Here is a 20,119-nt window from a genome sequence, read left to right as displayed (position 1 = left end):
ATCCTGCGAATGAAGCGTGCAGGGTAGGGCGGGCGCAGGGTTTGAGATACGCCGGTTTGACTGTTAGTTTGTCAAAAATATTTTGACAACGGAGCGCGTGGCCCATGGTGAGCCTGGACCGATTCGACACCTTCAAGGCCGTGGTCGAGGCCGGCTCGCTCACTGCCGCCGCGGATCTGCTCGGCCAGACCCGCGCCGTGGTCAGCTTCAACCTCAAACGCCTGGAGGCGGAACTGGGTGTCACCCTGCTCACCCGCAACACTCGGCAATTGGCACTCACCGATGCCGGTGAGCGCTTCTACCTGCGCTGCACGCGTATGCTCGAAGAAGCCCGCCTGGCGGTGGAAGAAGCTCGCTCTGAACATGCCCAGCTCAAGGGCACCCTGCGCATCACCACCACCGTCGAATATGCCCTGGCGGTGGTCGCCCCGGCGGTGGAAGCCTTTCGACGCCTGCACCCGGACCTGAATATTCACTTATCCACATCTTCCACCCACGCCGACCTGATCTCCGAACGTTTTGATGTGGCGATTCGCCTGGGGCGCCTGCTGGACTCCAATCATCGGGCGGTGCAGTTGTCGACGTTCGATGTGTTTGCTGTTGCGGCACCGCAGTTTGCCGAGGTTCAGACCCTGGAAGCGTTGGAGCAGGTCCCCCGACTGGGCCATGGCCGCTTGACCGAGTTGAGCGTGACCGAACCGGCGGGCATTCAACATCAATACCGCGCCGGGCCTGCTGCGTTGGTGGCTGACAGCGCGGCAGTGCTTCAGGCATTTGCCGTGCGCGGCCACGGTGTGGCGATCCTGCCGCAGTGGCTGGTGCAGGCAGACCTGGAGGCTGGACGGCTGGTGCGTGTGCTGGCGGATCACCGCTTCGCCCCCCAAGGGGTCTACGCGATGTACCCCGATACCCGGCACCTGCCGCTGAAGGTGCGGGCGTTTATTGATTTTATGAAGGGCTAGAGGCTGCCACTCAAACCAAAGCGCTTCTTCAACACCTTCTCCAACAACCCCTTGGGCAACAGCGCCGCCATCAACGGCAGCGCGCGGCTGCCGTTGCCCGAGCGCAGCAGGCGCGGTGGCTGGGCGTGTTGCACGGCCTTGAGCACATCCGCTGCAAACTCACTGGCTGGGGTGGGGTTGTCCTGGGAGGCCTGGCTGCGGGCACGAATGCCTTCGCGCAACGGCCACCAGGGCGACGTTTCGTTGAGCAGCAGTTCGGCCTGGGCACCGGCATTCTTTGCAAAACTGGTATTGATCGCCCCGGGTTGAACCTCCATGACGCGTACATCAAACGGTGCCAGCTCCATGCGCAGGGCGTCGCTCAAGGCGTGGACAGCGGCTTTGGATGCGCAGTACGCACCGGCGAACGGCGTCACCAATACCCCGGAAACGCTGCCGATATTCACCACAATGCCCTTGCTGCGGCGCAGGGCGGGGAACAGCGCCTGGGTCACGCCGACGATGGAAAACACATTGGTTTGGAACTGGCGCTGCATCGCCTCGGTGCCGCCGTCGAGCAGCGGGCCCATGGCACCGTAGCCGGCGTTGTTGACCAATACATCCAGCTCGCTCAATTGCTCGGCCAGGCGTTGCAAGGCGGCACTGTCATTGACGTCCAACTGCACGGCATTGAAGCCTGCGGCCGCGAGGGCGGCGACGTCATCGGGCTGGCGGGCGCTGGCCCACACGTTGAAGCCTGCGGCCTTGAACGCATCGGCGAGGGCGCGGCCGATGCCGCTGGAACAACCGGTGATCAGTACGTTGGGCATGGATTCCATCCTTTGTCAGTCCGAGAAGCTGCCTTGCAGATGCTCGGCGCGAAATTCCAGAGTTTGTGGGCGATAGCCGGGGCGCAATGGCGGAGTGGGCAGGCAATCGTCCCAGGTCGCACCGGCCTGCAATTCGCCGGGTCCACGGTAGCGCGGCGCGGCGTAGACGTTGTCGGCCAGATTGACGGTGTCCCCCGGTGCATAGGCCGCGACGCGCCAGCGCAGTTCGGTCAGGGGGACGTCGTTGCCGTTGTTGAGGGTCAGTTTAAGCGGCCGGTCGGCTGGGCAGTCTTGCGGCGCGTAGGTGATGCGCAGCTCAAGGCGCGCCAGTTGCGACGCTTCGCGGGTGTCCAACCATACCACCCACACTGCGACAAACCCCAGGCCGACGGCAGCGGCCAGCGATACCGGCAGCGCCTTGGCCGGGTAGCGCAGCAGCAGGATCAGCCAGGTGATGATCAGAAGAACGCCGAAAAACATGGAGACCACCTCGAATTGTGAACGAGCATCCTAACTTAAGCGTAGGTGGGATTGATTACCTTGAGGTGAGTGCCGGGTTGATACGTGGTCTTATATTTTCAACAGAACTCACAGCGATCTGATAAGTGAACTTACATTCTTGGCAGGAACCGGGGCCCATTAAACGTCCACTTATCTGACGACCTACAGGGACGTAACGGTGACGTTAAACTCCTCTATGTAAGGTTCATTTCATGTTCGCAGCGACCGAAAACTCGACCCGCCGTGCTTCCCCACAAAGCGTTGTAGCCCCAAACGCATTGGCCGCCCAAACCGATATTGGCGCCGAAACATCTACGCAACTCCCTGGTCACCTGCCGCCGGTATCGACCTACGCGCCGGATGGTATTCCTCTTCCCGCCTCGGCCGGCATCTCCCCCGCCAGGCTGGAGTACCCACGGCTCATGCAGCAATTCAAGATTAGCCATCAGGAGGCGTTCGTCACCCAACACGCTCTTCAATCCCGCGACATGCAGCGTTTGCACGGTGAGCAGCCGAGCTTTCAGGACTTCGTGCGCGAGCAAGTGGACCAAATGTTTGCGCACGGCTCGCCCCTGAGGCCAAAAGACCTGATCTTCAAGCGCTGGGTCAGGCAGGACGATGGCTCTATCAAAACACTGTCGTCCGAGACGGTGCTGGAGGCCTTGAGAGGGAAGGTTGTGAATTTGCTGGTCAATCCTGGCCAGCAGCCCGTCGTTGACGACGGTGAACAGTCCGGCATTTTTACCCTGACCACCGACGCCGGCCCGAGCATCCTTGTCACGCCACAGTTGACCCTGGATACGATTGCCCAGCGCATCGTCACGCAGTTTCCTGCGGCCCTTCAAACCTTCTGGACAACCCCCCGCCCGACGTTGAGAGACCCTCAGGTTCTACAGGCCCCTCAAGACCAGTTGTTGACCTTGCACAAGCAACAACTCTCGACGCTGGCGGCATTACGCGTGAGTGATGGAACATTGAGCGCGGCGAGCAAGCGGTTGATCGACGCAGCACTGCAATACCCTACGCTGGCTCAACGGGAAGCGGCCTTCCCCAATGGCGCCCGCCCAGGCGTCTACCCGCTTACCGTTGATAACGGTACCGAGCGGGGAGCCTTGATGGCGGGCTGCTTCCTGATCACCAGCACCGACGGTTCCGAAGCCACGCCCCCTGTCTGGGCGAAAGGCCGGACTCTGGCACTCGATGAGGCCAATGGGCCGGTGGTGCTGTACACCCCGGGTGAGGGGTTCGAGGAGTTCGCGACGCCAGCCCTGGCGCGCCAGGCGATTGCAGAGCGCCTTGACGGGGCGGGTACCGACGCTGAGCTACTGTTGCAAACGCTGCCGTTGTCGTTACAAAACAAATCCGAGCCGCCCTCTGGCAACGATGTGATGTTGAGTGCCGACCCCTTGACGGGGGATGTGCTGGCCGAGGCCATCCCGTGGATGCTCAAGCGCCAGCAGGAGGAAGTCGTTGCAAATCTCGCCCAGGCATCGACACAGCCCCGGCTAACCAAGCGTATGGATGAGGCCGCTGACTGGTCGTACCTGCTCAGTGGCGACAACGCCATGGCGGCGCGGGATGAACAACTGGCTGACAAGCTGGCCCCCGAGTGGCTGAAAAACCTGAGCCCGGCACAGGAAGGAGTGTTTGATTACCTGGAACATTCCGAGGCACGCAGCGCAAATGCATTGGCTTCATCACTGGCAACCCTTCCTTCGCTGGGTGCCTTTTCCCGCGACCGGATGAACGAAGCGATCGAACGGCAGTTCCCTGCTGCACAGGTCGACGCGGACAAGCTGATGGTGCGGGTGGAAACCCGCTCCAATCCTCACACTGGCGGCCAAAGCAGCAGCCATACGCTCAGCATCAAGCACGACCGGGTATCGCTGACTGATCTGGCGCTGAAAAACCCCAGTGAGTTTCCAGCCGTCCAGTACGGCCACTTCACCCAGCTCACCTTCGAACTGCCGCTGACCGATGCTCACGGTAACCCTCTGCTGGGCGACGATGGCAAGCAGGTCGTCCTGAATACCGAGCAACTCAAGGCGTTGGTCAACACTGCCGATGTGGGAGGCTCCTATACCAGGATGCTTAAGCAGGCGTTGACCACGGATGCTTCGTCGGGTGCTGCCGGCGAAGTCCGCAAAGCGTGGAAAACCCACCTGAGCGACATGCTGGATAAGGAGGCTTTTCTTGCAGCACTCAACCCCAATACCTACACCATAGACGCTACCCAAGACACCAGTACCAAACGAGGGGCACAGTGGGTTGCGGCTGTTCTTGATTACCCGGACTCGGCTGACCGGCCTCTGGTGGATGGGAAAAAAATTGTCACCAATGCCCTTATCCAGCGTGGGTTGCCGGTTCAGGGCGCGATGGTGATTGGCAATGACACAGATGCGTCGCTGGTGCTGTGCACGCCGAATGCGCCCGATGGCGTGTGTTTTCGCGAAGTGGCGGATATGAACGCCCTGAACGCTTTGATGGAGAAAAAGGAGTGGAGGCTCTACACCGCTAGCAGAACGTCACCGGTCGATAAAAACGACGTGGTGAAAGCTGGCCAGGCAATCAAGGAAAGCGCATTCGATACGACGAAAAACCCATTGCGTATGCTGGATGCGCTCATCAAGGTGCTCAAGTTGACGAGCGCCCCGGTGACGCTCAAACCCTTCGATGGCAACTTTCAGGAGGAGCTGTACCAGCAGAAAGTAAAGTTACTCATCGATCACGCGGACCACCAAAGCGTCAGCAGCGCAGAAGTCGCGTACCAATCGAGAATCAACAAAGTTCAGTTCGGCGTTGAGGTGGCCTCCATCTTCCTCGATTTGTTGCCCGTGCTCGGAAAAGGCATCTCCATGGGGGTTCGCTTAGGAAAAGCTGGCGTGACGGCCTTGCGCGCCAATGCCCGAGTCTTGCCGCGGCTACTCAAAAGTCCGGGCGCTATGCGTGCGGTCTACTCCGATTTCACAATGGCGGCCTCTGGTATTCCCAATGTGAGTGCCGTGCCGTTGCGGCCAGTGTTTAAAAAACCGGTGGTCCCGCCAGTCCCTCCAGTCATCGTCAGAGCACCAACGGCTGGCACGCGACCAAACGTCAGTCTGAGCGCCTTCTCCGTGTCGGAAGACGTCATCAAAGGACGCCCTTTGAGGCCAGACGGTACCTATAACGTGGGCAATGATTTTTACGTGCGTTTTACCGACAGTACCGGGGTTAACAAGGTGTATCAGATTGATTCGGCCTTCCACGCACGCGATGGGCGGGTCGCTATCGTGGATCCCCAGGCGCCATTGACGACGTCAAAGCTCTATAGGGTTCAAGCATTTCTGGAATCCGCCGGTAACGGTGAGTGGCGATTGAGCCGATTGCCGGGCGGGGCTCCCACTGCTACCGGGACATCCCGGCCGAGCAAGCGTCCGTTAGACCAAGGCAGCTCTTCAGGCCGCGTCAACATGACTAGCGGGGCAGGTGGCCCATCGGCCAATAAGCGACCAAGAGTGCCGGAAAGCTTTCCGGGTGAAAAAGCGCTGATGGAGCCACCGGTAAAAGGTAAGAATGTTTTTTATCACTACACCGGCGGTAAACCACATGCCGCAATCATGGCCGACAGGAGCCTTTCACCTTCAAGTTCAGATTTGATCGGTAACCGTCTGCCCGGAACGCGAGGCCGGCATTACTTTACCGACTTGGCGCCAGGGGATATGCCTACCCAAAAGATTTCAGAAACCATCTTTGGGAAGCGTAAATATGGCAATGCGATGGATAAAATGTCGCACTACTATGAAATCAATACGTCGGGGTTAAATGTTATTCAAAGCCCTGATAATCCGCATATTTTCTATGTGGATGTGCCGTTTCAAATTCCTTTGCAGTACCGGGGTGGCCCTAACGCTGAGTTAGTCGATCGCGTTATTTCTCATGGGAAAACGCCCATTTTAAAATAAGCCCATGGCGTTGGCCGATATTCGGTAAAGGCCAATGATGGCTGTTGTGTCCCACCCAACCGCGGCGGATAGGAGACGTAGGCGGCTGGCTGGGGTGGGTTACCTTGAAAGGTGTGTTGGTTGGCTGACGTTATCGGGGAAAGCCCCCTCCCACAGGTCCAGCGTCACACCCAAGTTGTGTAAATACCTACGCCCCCGATGAGGCCTGCACAGTCACCATAAATCTAAAGCAAAAAGCCCCCACCCAACCCACTGCGGATAGGGGACGCAATGGGCTGGGCGAGGGCTTCTTGTACGACTGTTTTATTGCGCGATAGTTTTCACCGACACGCCACGTTCAACCGGCGTCGAGCGACCGTAGATATCTTCGAACCGCTCGATATCGTCTTCACCCAGATAGCTGCCCGATTGCACTTCGATGATCTCCAGCGGGATCTTGCCCGGGTTGCGCAGGCGGTGCACCGAGGCGATCGGGATGTAGGTGGACTGGTTCTCGCAGAGCAGGAACACGTTGTCGTCACAGGTGACTTCGGCGGTGCCGCTGACCACGATCCAGTGTTCGGCGCGGTGATGGTGCATCTGCAACGACAGGCACGCGCCCGGCTTGACCGAGATGTGCTTGACCTGGAAGCGTCCGCCCATGTCCACCGAGTCGTAGGAACCCCACGGACGATAGACCTCGCAGTGGTTCTGGGTTTCGCTGCGGCCCTGTTCGTTGAGGGTGTTGACCATCTGCTTGACGCCCTGGACCTTGTCCTTGTGGGCAATCATCATCGCGTCCTTGGTTTCCACCACCACGATGTTGTCCAGGCCGATCACCGACACCAGTTTGCCGTTGCCGTGCACCATGCAGTTGCGGCTGTCCTGGATCACCACGTCGCCTTTGCTCACGTTGCCGTTGGCGTCTTTGTCATTGACCGCCCACAGCGAGGCCCAGCAACCCACGTCGCTCCAACCGGCGGCCAGGGGCACCACGCAGGCGCGTTGGGTCTTTTCCATCACGGCATAGTCGATGGAATTGTCCGGGCAGCAGGCGAAGGTAGCATCGTCGAAGGTCACGGTGTCGTGGGTCTGCTCACTGCGCTCCAGGGTCAACACGCACGTGTCGTAGATGTCCGGATCGTGTTTTTTCAGCTCTTCGAGGAAGCGGCTGGCGCGGAACAGGAACATGCCGCTGTTCCAGAAATAGCCACCGCTTTTGACAAACTCGATAGCGCGCTTTTCATCGGGCTTTTCCACAAACTGCTGCACACGGCTTACGCCTTCGGGCAGCAGCGAGTCATTGGTGGACTTGATATAGCCATAGCCGGTTTCCGGACGGGTCGCCGGTACGCCGAACAGCACCATCTCGCCACGCTCGGCGGCCACGGTGGCCAGGGCCAGTGCGCGTTGCAGGGCTTTCTGGTCGTCGATCACGTGGTCGGCGGGCAGCACCAGCATCAGCTCGTCACGGCCTTCGTTGACCAGCATCATCGCGGTCAGGGCCACGGCTGGCGCGGTGTTGCGGCCAAAGGGTTCCATCAGGATGCGCTGGCATTCGAGCTTGCGCGCGCTCAGTTGCTCGTTGACGATGAAACGGTGGTCCTTGTTGCAGACCACGATGGGGGCGTCCATACCTTCGAACACCAGGCGTTCCAGGGTTTGCTGGAACAAGGTGTGTTCGCCGGTCAGGGCCAGGAATTGCTTGGGAAACTGTTTACGCGAAAGCGGCCAAAGACGTGAGCCGCTACCACCGGAAAGGATTACTGGGATCATGGTGTTTCTCCTTGAATCGATATGGGTCAGAGCTACGAAGGTTTGTCGTTTCACTCTTGTTTTTGTCTCGGTCCTGAGCTGAAACCCGTTCAGTGTGGGAGCTGGCTTGCCTGCGATGGCGCCTTCAAGACCGCCATCGCAGGCAAGCCAGCTCCCACAAGGGGGCGTGTCAACTCAGGGAAATAATCAGCGGGTCGACACGGGGCGTTTCACCCACACTGGCGACAGGCTCGAACCCGAGCCGGTGACATACAGCACCGCGGCCTCACCACGCTCCAGCGCAACCGGCTTCACATCGCCGACTTTCTTGTCACCGTCATACAACGCCAGGCTCACTTTCACCGGGTTGATCTCACGCTCGCCACGGCCCTTGGCAGCCACCGACTTGACCACGTCGGTCTTGCCGTCAGCGGTTTTCAGGCTCAGAGCCTTGTCGCTGAGGTTTTGCACGCGCACCAGGGATTTTTGCTTGTTCTTGAACGGCGGTTCTTCGATCAATTGCGGCTGGCCGCTGCCGCTGTTGACCAGGGTGTAGTAGTGGTCGGCGGCGAGTTTGACCGGCACGGTCTGGCTGCCGACCTTGGCGCTGTAGTCACCGCCGGGCATGAAGCTGAAGTCACTGCTGGCCAGCGGTGCAACGTCGCTGAGGTTGGTGGCGCCGACGGTGGCGCTGACTTCCTGGTTGCTGGCGTTGTAGATGCGCACGAAGCTCGAACCCTTTGGCGCGGTTGGGCCGTAGAGGGCGGCGTCACCACCGGCGAAGGCGGACATCGATACGAAGCTCAGGCCGGCAGCGATGGCCAGGGTCTTGGCGAGACGACGAGGAGTAGTAGTGAAAGTCATGTGAGTTACCTCTCTTTCAGTTTTGCGCCCGGTCGGGCGTCTCGGATTTAGGTGTGTTGTTGCTTGCCATGTTCTGTTGGCGCGAACCGGCTTGTTTAAGCTGCGCAACCCACGATGGGTCGGCATCACCGATTTCGTTATTCACGGGCAGATAGCGTTCAGGGAATTCCCAGATCAGCACCTGGGGCGGGTTGTTCTTGAAGTCGTCGCTTTTCAGGTAGCTGAGCATCGGCAGAATCGGGCCGTGGCCGTCTTCGGCGTAGCTGACCACGTCGCTGTGCAAGGCTTGCTTGAGCGCCCCGACGAAGTTCCAGTTGGGGTTGGCGCTGTAGCTGGTACCGACCAGAGCCACTGGGGTTTCGCTGTCGCTGAACAGCGCGTCATCACCTTTCTGTTCGGCCAGGTGGGTGACACGTTTTTCCAGCGGCTCTTTAGGCGGCATCAGGTTCTCGAACAGCGGGTCCAGCGGCAGGAACAAACGCAGGTCGCCTTTATGCGGTTCGGTTTTCTCGGCCTCGGTGACAAAACGCTGCGGCTCGCCGCTCAGTGGGGTCTTGTCGGCAATCGACTTGGCCAATTGCTTGGCGGCGACTTCGGCACCGTCCGGGGTCCAGTGGGTATCGGTACGCAGGAACACCTGCTTGCCGGCGAGCTTGGCCTGTTGCAGCGGGCCGAGCAGGTCTGGCGCCGGGATGTTGTCTGCCGCCACGCGGGCGTGGAAGTCCTGGTACAGGTTGGCGTGGATGCTCGCCGGTTTCACCTCACCCAGGTGCTCCGGGTACAGGCGTACCTTGGCCGGCACGATCGCCATCACCAGTTGGATACCCTGGGCCTTGAGTTTCTGGCGCACGCCTTCGACCAGCGCGTAATTGCCTTCAAGGTTCTGGTCTTCGTTGACGGCAGGGTTGAACTCCTCGTCGCTGTACAACCAGTGATCGCGGCCCAGCACCACGCCAGGGCGACCTTCATTGAACAGCTTGTAGTCCAGCGCGGCCCACAGGTTGGTGCCCAGGCGCTTGATCGGGAACTCGTCGTCGTAGTGGGTCTCGACGGCTTTGGTCCAGCGACCGTTGAGCACGGTGGCATCGGCGTTGGTGCTGAAGCCAAAGAAGCTGCGCAGCGACCAGGCGCCGAGTGCCAGCAACAGCACCAGGAACAGGCTTATGTAGAGGACGCGTAATGAACGGGTCATGGTCGGCTCCCTCAGAATTGGAAGTAAAGGAACGGCGAGAAACTCTGCGCCGACAGTTTCAGGATCGACGCCACGAACAGCAGCAGCACCGCCGCGCGCATGGCGTAGCGTGGCCAGTCAGCGGTCCAGTAGGCCGGTTGCACGGCAGCGTCACGGCCCACGCTGAAACCGGGCTCGTGGATGCTGCCAGGGTTGTCGCCGGGTACGGCCTTGATCAGGCTCGGGTCGGCTGGCTTGGCCTTGTCGGCCGGGCGGTTGGTGTAGAAGTCGCGCAGACCGAAAAACGCCAGGGTTGCGTAGGCCACCACCAGGGTTGCCACTTGCAGGCCGGTAAGGTTGGCGCGGTTGAGTTCAGACAACGACCATTCGCTGAAGCTGAACATCGCACCGTACATGCGCCCGGCAACGTGCAGGTTTTCGGCGCGGAAGATCACCCAGCCCATCACCACCAGCAGGAAGGTGAAGGCCCAGCGCAGCACATTGAAACTGCGCGGCGCGGTGTTCAGGCCGATGGCTTTTTCAATCGCCAGCCACATGCCGTGCCAGGCGCCCCACACGATGTAGGTGATGTTGGCGCCGTGCCACAGGCCACCGAGCAGCATGGTCAGGAACAGGTTGCGGTAGGTGGTCAGCGTGCCTTTGCGGTTGCCGCCCAGGGTGATGTACAGGTAGTCACGCAGCCAGGTGGACAGGCTGATGTGCCAGCGCCGCCAGAACTCGGTGATCGACTGGCTGATGTAGGGCTGCTTGAAGTTTTCCATGAAGCGAAAACCCATCATCAAGCCCAAGCCAATGGCCATGTCGCTGTAGCCGGAGAAGTCAAAATACAGCTGCGCGGTGTAGGCCAGCGCGCCGAGCCAGGCGTCGCCCGTGGTGGGGTTTTGCAGGGCGAAGCAATGGTCGGCCACCACCGCCAGGGTGTCGGCAATAAAGACCTTCTTGATGAAACCCTGCATGAACCGCGTGCAGCCTTCGGAGAATTTATCCAGGGTGTGGGTGCGGTTGTTGAACTGGTCGGCCAGATCGCGAAAACGCAGCACGGGACCGGCGATCAGGTGCGGGAAAATCGCCACGAACGCCGCGAAGTCGATCAGGTTGCGGGTCGCCGGGGTGTCACCACGGTACACGTCGATGATGTAGCTGATGGACTCGAAGATGTAGAACGAGATCCCGATCGGCAACAACACGTGGGTGAGGATGAACGGCTCCAGGCCCGCGGACTTCATCATCACATTGATGCTGTCGACGCCGAAGTTGGCGTACTTGAAGTAGCCGAGGATGCACAGGTCGACCGCCACGCCAAGCAACAGCCAGCGCTGTGCCGGTTTGGTGCGCACGCCGGCGGCACCGACCTTGAGGCCGATCCAGTAATTCCACAGCGTGACGGCCGCGAACAGCGCCAGGAAGTCCACTCGCCACCAGGCGTAGAACACGTAGCTGGCAATCAGCAGCAGCAGGTTGCGATAGCGTTGCCCGCTCAAGTAGTACAAGCCGAGAAAGATCGGCAAGAACAGAAACAGGAACACATTGGACGAGAAAACCATCCCGATCTCTCCATGTTTAACCAACAGTCAAGGGCCAGAGCCCCCCCAAACCCCCCCACGATTTCGGGGGAGGTTGTATTGCAATTTCACTGAAGGAACCGGGTTAACGGTGGGAGCTGGCTTGCCTGCGATGGCGGTGTTTCAGTCGACATCAATGTTGAATGTCAGGCCCCTATCGCAGGCAAGCCAGCTCCCACAGTTGGACCGAGTCCAACCGGGAGCTATGTATCAGCTGCCTTTGTTGCCTTTTTCATGCGCCGGGTCGTAGACCTTGGTCAGGTCGCCGCCCAGGCGGAAGGTCTTGAACGGTTGCATGCCATGCTTGCGTTCGATCACCTCCGGGGCGCAGGTGTAGAGGGTGCAGAAGGGTTCGAGCCAGGCGAATTTCATGGCCTGCTTCAAGTCCTTCATGTCCTGCTCTTTACCGTTCTTCTGTTCGAAGATGTCCGGGTCTTTGACCCCGGCCAGCACCTTGTCACCCAGGCGCTTGAGCGCGCTGTTGTTTTCCTGGCGCAGGTCCACGCCATTGACCAGGGCAAAACTGGCGATCATCGACAGCGGCGGCAGGGCGTAGTTGTGGTACGACAGGGCGCGTTGCTGACGCTTCAATTCGTTCGGCAGGAAACCCTGGTCATCGACCTGGTTCACGCCGACCTTGTATTCCTTCACCGCCCAGTCAAACAGGTCGCGGCGGTTGGTGGCGATGGACGTTGCCATCACCGACCAGGCAGCCCAGTAGGAGTGGTTGTTGGTTTTTTCCAGGGGCAGGTTGTCCCAGTCGCTCACCACCTGATCGGCCAGTTTGTTGAACCAGGCTTCGATCAGTTGCGACTCCTGCTGGTGGTTGGCCAGCGGGTGCGACTCGGAGAACTTCAGGCGCACATAGGCCGAGGCCATGCTACCCAGCGCCCATTTGCGCATGGACTTGCCGGTGTGGTTGAAGTCTTTGGACATCAACGCATCCGCCTTGGCCCACGACACCAGCCAGTTCAGCGTGCATTCGAGCTGCTGCGGGCGGCCGTCACGCATAAACTGCATCACCCGCTTGCTGGTGTCTTTTTCCAGCTTGGTGATGTCGGCTGTGCTGTCGCGAAAGGCTTTTTCGGACTGCACATTCAGGGTCGAGCGCGCCTTGTCCGAACCTTCGTACTTGCTGCGAAACTGCAATGGCCCGGTGTAGGGCGTTGGCATGGTGTCGCAGTTTTCCTTGAAGTCGCCGGTCTTGAACGCTTCGATCGGTGCGAAGTAACCCTGGGGCGGACGCAGCGGCGCGGCCGCATTCACGGAACCGGCAAACACGGCCAGGCCCAGCAGGGTAGGGAGCAATAACTTTTGCATAAGTAACCTCACTTCCCGAGTTGGGCGGTCTGCTGACCACCGCTTGGGAATACGTTGCGTGTGCAAATTTTCGCTTCAACCTTCTGCGCCGCAGCGCCCGCTTCAGGGCCCTGCACTTCCACGGCCAGCAAGTTCTGCGAGGCCCAGTCTTCATCGGTGCGCAGTTCAAAGGCGAAACGCCCGTCTGTATCGGATGTTTCGGGTTTCTCGATCTTGATGTCCTCGTGGCGCCCGTTCATGTACCAGAGGGTGGCTTGCAAGGTTTTCACCGACGGATCGGCGAAGCGGATATCGACCTGATGGTTGGCGTTGCGCAGGTCTTTGTTCGCGCTGTTGACCATCAGTTCGTTTTTGCCCGGTTTGAGCGTGGTACTGGCCGACATCTGCGCGGTCTTGCCTTCGCAACCGTTGTCCAGCAGCGCCATCATCTGGCGGTAGATGGTTTCCTGGTCGAGACGATACAGCGGCGAGAATTCCCAGATCAGGATCTTCGGCGGGGTCTTCTGGAACTCGTCGCTGCCCAGGTACTGCAGCATCGAGCCTTCCAGGCCACCGCCGGGGAAGGCGACGTTGAGGATGTCGGCACCGATTTCTTCTTCGAGGAAGCCGGCGAAGTTGTAGTTCTTGCCACTGTGGCTGGTGCCCACCAGGGTGATCTGCGGGTTGCCCGAATCGCTGAACAGGTCACCGTCACCGGCCTCGCCCTTGGGTTCGGTGGTGAACTGGTCCATGTACTGGATCGCATAGCTGGTGCCGCACAGTTGCCCGGCCATGTTGTGCAGGGTGCCGGTCTTACCCATGCGGCCCGAGCGCTTGGTCTCGAACTCACGCTTGGGAATCTCGGCATATTCCGGCATCTGCTTGACCTTGGCCGCGACGATTTTCGCGGTGCGCTGGGCGCCGTATGGGGTCCAGTGCTGGTCGCCACGGAAGTAGAAATCGTGGGCCGGTAACTCATCCGGCAACTGCTCGTTGGTCAGCGGCGACAGGTCTGGTACCACGTAGCCCATCTTGGCGAAACGACCGAGCATGGTCTTGTAGTTGGTCAGGGCCTTGTCGAAATCGTACTTGGCCTTTTCCTCGGGGTTGAGCTTGTTGCGGTTCACCAGGCCACGGGTTGGCTGGTAGACCACCACCAGTTCCACGCCCTTGCTCTTGAACGCATCGTGCAACTGCTGCATGCGCTTGTAGCCGGCCGGGGTGGTGTCGAACTCGGTGCGCAGGTCTTCCTGGGTACGGAACAACCAGTCGCCCTGGGCTTGCACCAGGGTGGTGAAGTTCTGCTGGTAGCGCGTGGTGTAGTTCTTCGCGTCATGGGCGGCCGGGCACAGGCTGCAGCACGGTTCGGCGGTGAAGGTAGGGGCTTTGCCTTCATCGGCGCGTACGCCCTGGCTGGCCGCCAGCAGGCCGAGGGTCAGACCCGAGAGGCTCAGCAGTTTGATCATGTGTGGGTGCATAAGGGTCATCCTCAGTCCTGCAATTCGGTCTGGCGTTCGACGGGGTCGATCAGCACGGCTTTCTGCTGGCGCACCAGCAGGTCGAGAATTTCTTCCTGGCGGTCGCCCAGGATGCCGGAGAAGCTGATACCGCTGGATTTGGTCGGCGCCAGCATCGACACGCGATACAGCTCGATACTCAACGGCGAGTCGATGGACAGCGGCCCGCTGCCGTTACCCGCCAGTTCACCGCCGACCACGATCAGCGAGACCTTGGCGTCAAACGGGTCGAGGGCGATGTCGCGGTCGGTGTCGGTCAAGTCCTTGATGTGGCCGTACACGCCGGTCAGCCCGTTGGCCATCGAGGTGTTTTCGTAGAGCTTGATGTTCACGCTGTTACGCACGCGGATCCCGTGGCGACGGTTGCTGATCACCTTGTTGCCCCACAGCAGGTTGTCGCCGCTCTCATAGAGAGTGATGCCGTCGGTGTGGTTGCGGTAGATCTCGTTGTCGGCGATCAGGTTGTTCACGCTGTTACGGTCGATCACCAGGCCCGAGAGCTTGTTGTCGTAGCTGCGGTTGTTGAAGATGAAGCTGTCGTTCACTTCCCGGGAAATGATGATGCCGTGCTTCTTCTTGGTGCCGTACACGGTGTTGTCCGCGATGATCAGGCCGTGGGAACGGTCGTGGGGGTCAATGCCGTAGACGATGTTGTCTTTGTAGGTATTGCCCTTGATCACAAAGCCCGTGGTCTCGTAGCAGTAGAAGCCGTACCACATGTCCGAGAACTCGGAGTCGATGATCCAACCGGTTGGCTCAGGGCGCTTGAGCACCTTGGCCATGTTCGGCGTGTACTGGGAAATACTCACCCCGTACGACTTACTGTTGGCGTAGCCGAAGCTGGCCATCTTGGTTTTGGAGATATAGGTCTCGGTGCCGCCCCAGGCCAGCAGGAACGGGCGGAACTCCTTGGCCGACTTGAACAGCGCCGGGCCGTTGGTTTTTTCATCCCAGCCGGTGACCTTGGTGTCACGCACGAACAGCTGACCGTCGTTGATCAAAAACGAGCCGGCTTGCTGGGACAGGCGCAGTTCCTGGGTGTTTTTGTCGATATCGAGGATACCTTTACGGCCCACCACGATCGGCAACTTGGCCAGGAACACCCCCGGCGACGTTTCGCTGAAGTACTGCTTGGGCACCTTGCCCAGCAGGTCCTTGAGGTTCATGTAGCCGTCGTCGACAAAGATCGCCTGGGGGATGCCGTGTTGGCGCACTACCCATTCGGCCATCTTGTTATCGCCGCCGATAAAGTCCTTGAGCGCGTCTTCCTGCATCATGCGGCGGATGCTGATCTTGCCGGCCTTGGTCTTGACGATTTTCTTTTCCATCGCCTGCGCGGTGTAGCCCGACAGGTCGGGCAGCGCCGGCTTGGCCATTTCCAGCGGCGCGGTGGGCGGGCTGGAAATGGTGTAGGTCTTGGCCTGTTGCAGTTCCTTGGCGATGATCGGCGCCTTGGCCGCCGTATCGGCGAACGCTGTGGCGCTGGCCATCAGCATTGCCGCGACGAGTAGGCTTTGAGCATTCATGGCGCAGGCTCCCATCAGAATTTCCAGACCACGTCGACAAACGCGCGGTGCATGTAGGAGTCGACCTGGCTGCCATAGGCATCGCCGGGCTTGAACACGCCGGCGCGCAAACGCACCAGGGCCGACGGCTCGTCGATCGACTGGCTCAGCGCGGCGGGCAGCAAGCCTTTCTTGAAGTACTTGGTGACCACCAGGTCCATCTCTTGGCCGAGGTCTTTCTTGCCGTCTTCAAGGGGCAGGGAGGTGCTGGAGAGGATCGCGCCGGTAACGTCATCAGTGTTGTTCTGCACCGCGTCGATACCGTTGCTGCCCACCGGCTTGTTGCCGTCCACGCGCCAGAACTTGTGGTACACCAGGCTGGCGTCGTAGTCCTCGCGCAGTTGCCAGGAACCGAACAGGCTCATGGACTGCATGTTGTTCATTTCGCCGCGAAACGCTTCACCGAAGCGATGCACGCGGGACTGGGTGCCGGTCCAGTTCGAACGGTTGCTTTGCAGGCCGTTCTGTTCGTACTCGGCACTGGCGCGCGAGTACGCTGCACCCACTTGCCACTGCGGATCCAGGCGCAGGCGCACGCCGATATCGGTGGCCCAGCCGCTCAGGTCATCGCTGCGCTTGGCGGAGGTGGGACGGCTGCCGTCGGCGTTCAAGGCGTTGACCTTGTCGCGGTCGCCTTTCATGCCGGTGATGCTCGCCCAGTAGTTGACGGTGTTGGTGTTGCGCCAGTTGTAGGCGTCGCTGTTGGCTTCGATGCCCAGCCAGGTCAGGTCGCCGTTTTCGCGCTTGTCCAACGGGTCGCTGGCCACACCCGGTTCGGCGTAGTCGAGCTTGCCGTCGTCGTGGGTGTGGTGGCCGCGCAGGCCGATCCACTGGCCCGGTGTCCACTGGTAGGCGGCGTCGGCGTAGAAGTGCTGGCGGTCCTTGTCGACCGGCGACAATTCCTTGAGGTCGGTGCGGTATTCGCTGAAGCGTTCGGCGGCGCCGACATTGGCCTTGAGCAAGGTGGTGTCGAAGGTCCAGTTCAACGCTTCGATGTTGGTGTCGCGCCACTGGCCGTCATCATTGCGCAGACGCTGGCGGCCGAACTTGAGAATCTCGCCGGGGTAGGGCGTGAAGCCGCTGTAGCCGACCCAGAACTCGCGCAGGGCCAGGTAGTTTTTCTTGGCCTTGCGGTCGTCGTTGCTCGACTGCTGCTCGGTGGTGTCATCGGTCGACTGTTGCAGGGTGTCGGTCTCGATGATGTCGCTGGAGGTTACTGCCTGGCCCATGGCGTAGGCACTCCACGCGCCGCTTTCGCCGTAGATCCAGGGGCGCAGGTCGAGGCCGATGCCGTTGACGTCGCCGCCTTTCTGGGTGCCGAGGTCGCGGTCATCTTCAGACTGCGCGGTGGCTTTGACTTCCAGGCCGAAGTTCTTGGCTTCGGTGAGCGCGGCCAGGGTCGGGCACGACCACAGCAGGGCGAAGGACAGGCCGATACCGGCCTTGACGAATGGGTTGAGCTTCATAGGGATTCCTCGCCGTCTTCTTCTTGCAGGGCGTGCAGTTGCAGCGTGCTTTGGGCCAGGGTGCCGCGGGCGGCCAGTTCCTGTTGCACCAGGCGTTGGCCTTCGGCGCGTTGCGCAGGCGTCAGCGGCGCTTCGAGCTGGGTGGCCAGGTCATTGGCCTCTGGCGTGTCCTGGGCCTTGGCCAGTTGGCTGAAGACATAGGCGTTCAACGGGTCGGGCTTGGTGCCCTTGCCTTGGGAAAACAGTTGGGCGATGGCGAAGTCGGCGCTGTTCTGGCCGTTGCGCGCTGCGGTCAGCAGGTGGTCCAGGGCTTTTTGCGGGTAAACCTTGCCCAGGTAGCCACGGCGGTAGATCTGGCCGAGGTAGTAATCGGCGGCCACTTCACGGCCCACGGCTTTTTCGAAATGCGCCTCGGCAGCCTTGGCATCGGCCGGCACCCACTTGCCTTCGTAGTAGAGCTTGCCCAAGAGCAATTCGGCGCGTGGCTGGTCGGCGGCGCGGCCGTTGTCCAGGTACTTCATCATCTGCTCGACGTCGCCCAGTTCGGGGAAGTCGTAGAGCAGTTGCGCCAGGCTGACCCAGGACGCCGGGTAGCCAGGGGCGATTTTTTCCAGCAACGCCTGGGCGGTTTTTTCGTCTGGCGTGCCTAGGGTGGCATCACCGAGTACGCGGGCGACGCTGTCGACGCGCTGGGCGGTGACGGTGCCACGGCTATAGCCTGCTTCCATTTGCTTGAGCAGTTCGGCCTGTTGTTCCGGCTGCTGTTTTTTCTGATAGACCGTGGCCAGCTCCACGTAGCAAATATCCGTGGTGTTCAGCGCGGCTTTGCAGATGCGCTCCACATCGTCCAGATGCTGGTCGTAGGTGCCCTGGGTGCGATACAGCAGCACTTGGGCCAGACCGGCCTCCGGGTAACCCGCCGCCTGCCATTGGCTGATCTGCTGTTGGGCATTCACGTTGGGAAAGCTGTGGGGGTATTGCAGGTACAGCATTGCCAGCGGAATCAGGGTATTGCCTTCGCCATTGGCAAAGGCTTTTTTCAGCAGCGTTTCGGCTTCGTGGTGTTCGGCTTCGCTGGCGCCGGGCTTGGCCGCCAGCAGGCGACCCAGGCGTGCCTGGGCGCGTGGCGAGGTGTCCGCCGCTGCCCGGTAAGTGGCTTCGGCCTGCTGGATCTGCGCCGGGTCGCGGGTGCCGACCTGGATATCGGCCAGGCCCACTTGGGCTTCGCTGTAGCCCAGGTCTGCCAGTTGCTGGTAATTCTGCTGCGCGGTGACGGTGTCGCCACGCTTGAGGGCTTCGTTGGCCAGGCGCTGGTCGGGCAGGCCGGCGCAACCGGCCAGGCTCACGGCCAGTGCCAGCGCGCAGTACGCAGAGGCCAAGTGAAATCTGCTCTGTGTGGGAGCTGGCTTGCCTGCGATGGCATCGCTGCGGTGCAACTGATGCACCGAGTCGCCTGCATCGCGGGCAAGCCCGGCTCCCACAGAGGTCAGCGGTGTTGTTGGAATAGAGTTCACAGGCATGTCCTCGCTTACAGACCGTGAGCCATGGCTTTGTCGATCAGCCAGTTCAGGGATGGGCCACGGTCACTGGTGACTTCCACCGGGCGACCGGCGTAGGTGCTGTCCAGCGGTGCGTCGGGCTTGATCTGCACACGGATGTCGGAGGACAGGTCGGCGCTGTTCAGGCTGGTGCTGCTGACGATGGTGCCGGTGCGCACCTGTTCTTCGTCGGCGACCTGGAAGCTCACCGGCGTACCTGGGCGAACATCGCCAAACTGGCGGTAGGTGAAGCGGGCTTCAACATTAGCCTGGCTGCCACGCGGCACCAGTTGGAAGATCACATCGCCCTTGCTGGCGTACTGGCCGTCGGCGACCAGTTGCTGGGCGACCACGCAATCGCACGGCGACGTCAGGGTGCCGGTCATTTGCTTGCCGAACAGCTCTTCAACCTTGGCCGGTTGCAGTTGGTCTTCGTCCAGGTGGCCCTTGAGTACGTCGAGCATACTGGTGCTGAACGTCGCCAGTGGCGCGCCCTTGGCCGCTACCGAGTCACCTTTGAGCAGGCTCTGCACGGTGCCGTCACGCGGCATGGTCACGTTCATGCCCGGTACGCTCACAAGGCCCGCCTGGGCGTGGCTGACGAAGTACATGCCGTACAGCGATTTGAACACAAAGCCGAAGGCGGCCAGGCCAACGAGGAAAATCGCCAGGCTGAACGTCACCGCACGCAGGCGACCGAACGCGGTCATGCCGCTGCCGCCGTCCTTGACCTTGCGCGCCTTGGTGAAGTTGTCGCGTTGCAGGGTCGCCAACACATCGCCCATGGTCACGATGTCGCCGGACAGGTGCGAAGTGATCAGGTGACGCAGGGTAGAAATATCCTGGGCATCGAGGTTCTGGAACTGGCAGCCGGTGCGGCCGGTCTGGCGGTCGTAGGAGCGGATCTGCAGCTCCACATCCATGGCCAGGCCGAGGTTATCGATCACGAACTGCAGGCGGCCCTTGTGCACTTGGCCGACGGTGAGCGGCTGGGTGGCGGTAAAGGCCAGGCCACCGGCGGACAGGTCGATCACGCGTGCTTCAGTTGGCGTGCGGTCGCTGTTGAAGAAGCGCAGCTTGGCCGGGATTTTCACCCGGGCGTGCTGGCGCTGGGCTTCGGATTCGTGGACAACGTTGGCGTTTACTTGGCTGTTCATAGTATTCGATTT

At 60.7% G+C, this 20,119-nt stretch carries 14 protein-coding genes; 2 read left to right on the top strand and 12 right to left on the bottom strand.

Annotated elements, in window-relative coordinates:
- The first annotated feature begins 104 nt into the window (after positions 1–104).
- Positions 105–962, top strand: a complete 858-nt coding sequence (locus TX23_RS06675) for a LysR family transcriptional regulator (protein ID WP_057701528.1) — start codon at positions 105–107, stop codon at positions 960–962.
- On the opposite strand, the gene TX23_RS06670 is transcribed toward TX23_RS06675, so the two are convergent.
- Entirely contained in the window at positions 959–1,771 is an 813-nt protein-coding gene (locus TX23_RS06670) for an SDR family oxidoreductase (protein ID WP_057701527.1), read from the bottom strand. The two genes, TX23_RS06675 and TX23_RS06670, sit on opposite strands and share 4 nt — an antisense overlap.
- 15 nt (positions 1,772–1,786) lie before the next feature.
- Entirely contained in the window at positions 1,787–2,251 is a 465-nt protein-coding gene (locus tag TX23_RS06665; protein WP_057701526.1) for a hypothetical protein, read from the bottom strand.
- 233 nt (positions 2,252–2,484) lie between these two features.
- Here TX23_RS06665 and TX23_RS06660 point away from each other — a divergent pair, with 233 nt between their 5' ends.
- The gene (locus TX23_RS06660; RefSeq protein ID WP_057701525.1) at positions 2,485–6,213 is read left to right on the top strand and encodes a dermonecrotic toxin domain-containing protein; all 3,729 of its coding nucleotides are present in this window, start codon (positions 2,485–2,487) and stop codon (positions 6,211–6,213) included.
- A 303-nt stretch (positions 6,214–6,516) separates the two neighbouring features.
- Here the strand turns inward: TX23_RS06660 and TX23_RS06655 are convergent, their stop codons facing one another.
- From TX23_RS06655 to TX23_RS06610, 10 genes are all read right to left on the bottom strand, one after another.
- Positions 6,517–7,968 carry a mannose-1-phosphate guanylyltransferase/mannose-6-phosphate isomerase gene (locus TX23_RS06655; protein ID WP_057701524.1) on the bottom strand — a complete coding sequence of 484 codons (1,452 nt, stop codon included), beginning with the start codon at positions 7,966–7,968 and terminating at the stop codon, positions 6,517–6,519.
- Positions 7,969–8,154: 186 nt separating this feature from the next.
- Positions 8,155–8,811, bottom strand: a complete 657-nt coding sequence (locus TX23_RS06650; protein ID WP_005785001.1) for an alginate O-acetyltransferase AlgF — start codon at positions 8,809–8,811, stop codon at positions 8,155–8,157.
- A 16-nt stretch (positions 8,812–8,827) separates the two neighbouring features.
- Positions 8,828–10,003, bottom strand: a complete 1,176-nt coding sequence (locus TX23_RS06645; protein ID WP_057701523.1) for an alginate O-acetyltransferase — start codon at positions 10,001–10,003, stop codon at positions 8,828–8,830.
- 11 nt (positions 10,004–10,014) lie between these two features.
- Positions 10,015–11,547, bottom strand: coding sequence for an MBOAT family O-acyltransferase (locus TX23_RS06640; RefSeq protein WP_003188730.1), 1,533 nt, complete (start codon positions 11,545–11,547; stop codon positions 10,015–10,017).
- A 228-nt stretch (positions 11,548–11,775) separates the two neighbouring features.
- Positions 11,776–12,885 (bottom strand): mannuronate-specific alginate lyase, encoded by a 1,110-nt coding sequence (locus TX23_RS06635; RefSeq protein ID WP_057701522.1) that lies wholly within the window; start codon positions 12,883–12,885, stop codon positions 11,776–11,778.
- A gap of 8 nt (positions 12,886–12,893) precedes the next feature.
- Positions 12,894–14,342 carry an alginate O-acetyltransferase gene (locus tag TX23_RS06630; RefSeq protein ID WP_057701759.1) on the bottom strand — a complete coding sequence of 483 codons (1,449 nt, stop codon included), beginning with the start codon at positions 14,340–14,342 and terminating at the stop codon, positions 12,894–12,896.
- Between the two features lie 11 nt (positions 14,343–14,353).
- On the bottom strand, positions 14,354–15,922 hold the full coding sequence (gene algG, locus TX23_RS06625) for a mannuronan 5-epimerase AlgG (RefSeq protein ID WP_038448982.1): 1,569 nt from the start codon (positions 15,920–15,922) through the stop codon (positions 14,354–14,356).
- On the bottom strand, positions 15,922–17,412 hold the full coding sequence (locus TX23_RS06620) for an alginate export family protein (RefSeq protein WP_057701521.1): 1,491 nt from the start codon (positions 17,410–17,412) through the stop codon (positions 15,922–15,924). Before TX23_RS06620 ends, algG begins: the two co-directional genes overlap by 1 nt.
- Positions 17,409–18,857, bottom strand: a complete 1,449-nt coding sequence (gene algK, locus TX23_RS06615; protein ID WP_244885945.1) for an alginate biosynthesis TPR repeat lipoprotein AlgK — start codon at positions 18,855–18,857, stop codon at positions 17,409–17,411. The genes TX23_RS06620 and algK overlap by 4 nt, the downstream gene beginning before the upstream one ends.
- 83 nt (positions 18,858–18,940) lie before the next feature.
- Positions 18,941–20,107, bottom strand: coding sequence for an alginate biosynthesis protein Alg44 (locus TX23_RS06610; protein WP_005785015.1), 1,167 nt, complete (start codon positions 20,105–20,107; stop codon positions 18,941–18,943).
- Between the last annotated feature and the right edge of the window lie 12 nt (positions 20,108–20,119).

Source organism: Pseudomonas paralactis (assembly GCF_001439735.1).
GTDB lineage: Bacteria > Pseudomonadota > Gammaproteobacteria > Pseudomonadales > Pseudomonadaceae > Aquipseudomonas > Aquipseudomonas paralactis.
The sequence above is the reverse complement of the archived record's forward strand: the minus strand, read 5'-3'. Positions and strand labels throughout refer to the sequence as shown.

Excerpts from the sequence above, each read along its gene's own strand:
- TX23_RS06675 (WP_057701528.1), top strand. The coding sequence starts at position 105 with ATGGTGAGCCTGGACCGATTCGACACCTTCAAGGCCGTGGTCGAGGCC.
- TX23_RS06670 (WP_057701527.1), bottom strand. The coding sequence starts at position 1,771 with ATGCCCAACGTACTGATCACCGGTTGTTCCAGCGGCATCGGCCGCGCC.
- TX23_RS06665 (WP_057701526.1), bottom strand. The coding sequence starts at position 2,251 with ATGTTTTTCGGCGTTCTTCTGATCATCACCTGGCTGATCCTGCTGCTG.
- TX23_RS06660 (WP_057701525.1), top strand. The coding sequence starts at position 2,485 with ATGTTCGCAGCGACCGAAAACTCGACCCGCCGTGCTTCCCCACAAAGC.
- TX23_RS06655 (WP_057701524.1), bottom strand. The coding sequence starts at position 7,968 with ATGATCCCAGTAATCCTTTCCGGTGGTAGCGGCTCACGTCTTTGGCCG.
- TX23_RS06650 (WP_005785001.1), bottom strand. The coding sequence starts at position 8,811 with ATGACTTTCACTACTACTCCTCGTCGTCTCGCCAAGACCCTGGCCATC.
- TX23_RS06645 (WP_057701523.1), bottom strand. The coding sequence starts at position 10,003 with ATGACCCGTTCATTACGCGTCCTCTACATAAGCCTGTTCCTGGTGCTG.
- TX23_RS06640 (WP_003188730.1), bottom strand. The coding sequence starts at position 11,547 with ATGGTTTTCTCGTCCAATGTGTTCCTGTTTCTGTTCTTGCCGATCTTT.
- TX23_RS06635 (WP_057701522.1), bottom strand. The coding sequence starts at position 12,885 with ATGCAAAAGTTATTGCTCCCTACCCTGCTGGGCCTGGCCGTGTTTGCC.
- TX23_RS06630 (WP_057701759.1), bottom strand. The coding sequence starts at position 14,342 with ATGCACCCACACATGATCAAACTGCTGAGCCTCTCGGGTCTGACCCTC.
- algG (WP_038448982.1), bottom strand. The coding sequence starts at position 15,922 with ATGGGAGCCTGCGCCATGAATGCTCAAAGCCTACTCGTCGCGGCAATG.
- TX23_RS06620 (WP_057701521.1), bottom strand. The coding sequence starts at position 17,412 with ATGAAGCTCAACCCATTCGTCAAGGCCGGTATCGGCCTGTCCTTCGCC.
- TX23_RS06610 (WP_005785015.1), bottom strand. The coding sequence starts at position 20,107 with ATGAACAGCCAAGTAAACGCCAACGTTGTCCACGAATCCGAAGCCCAG.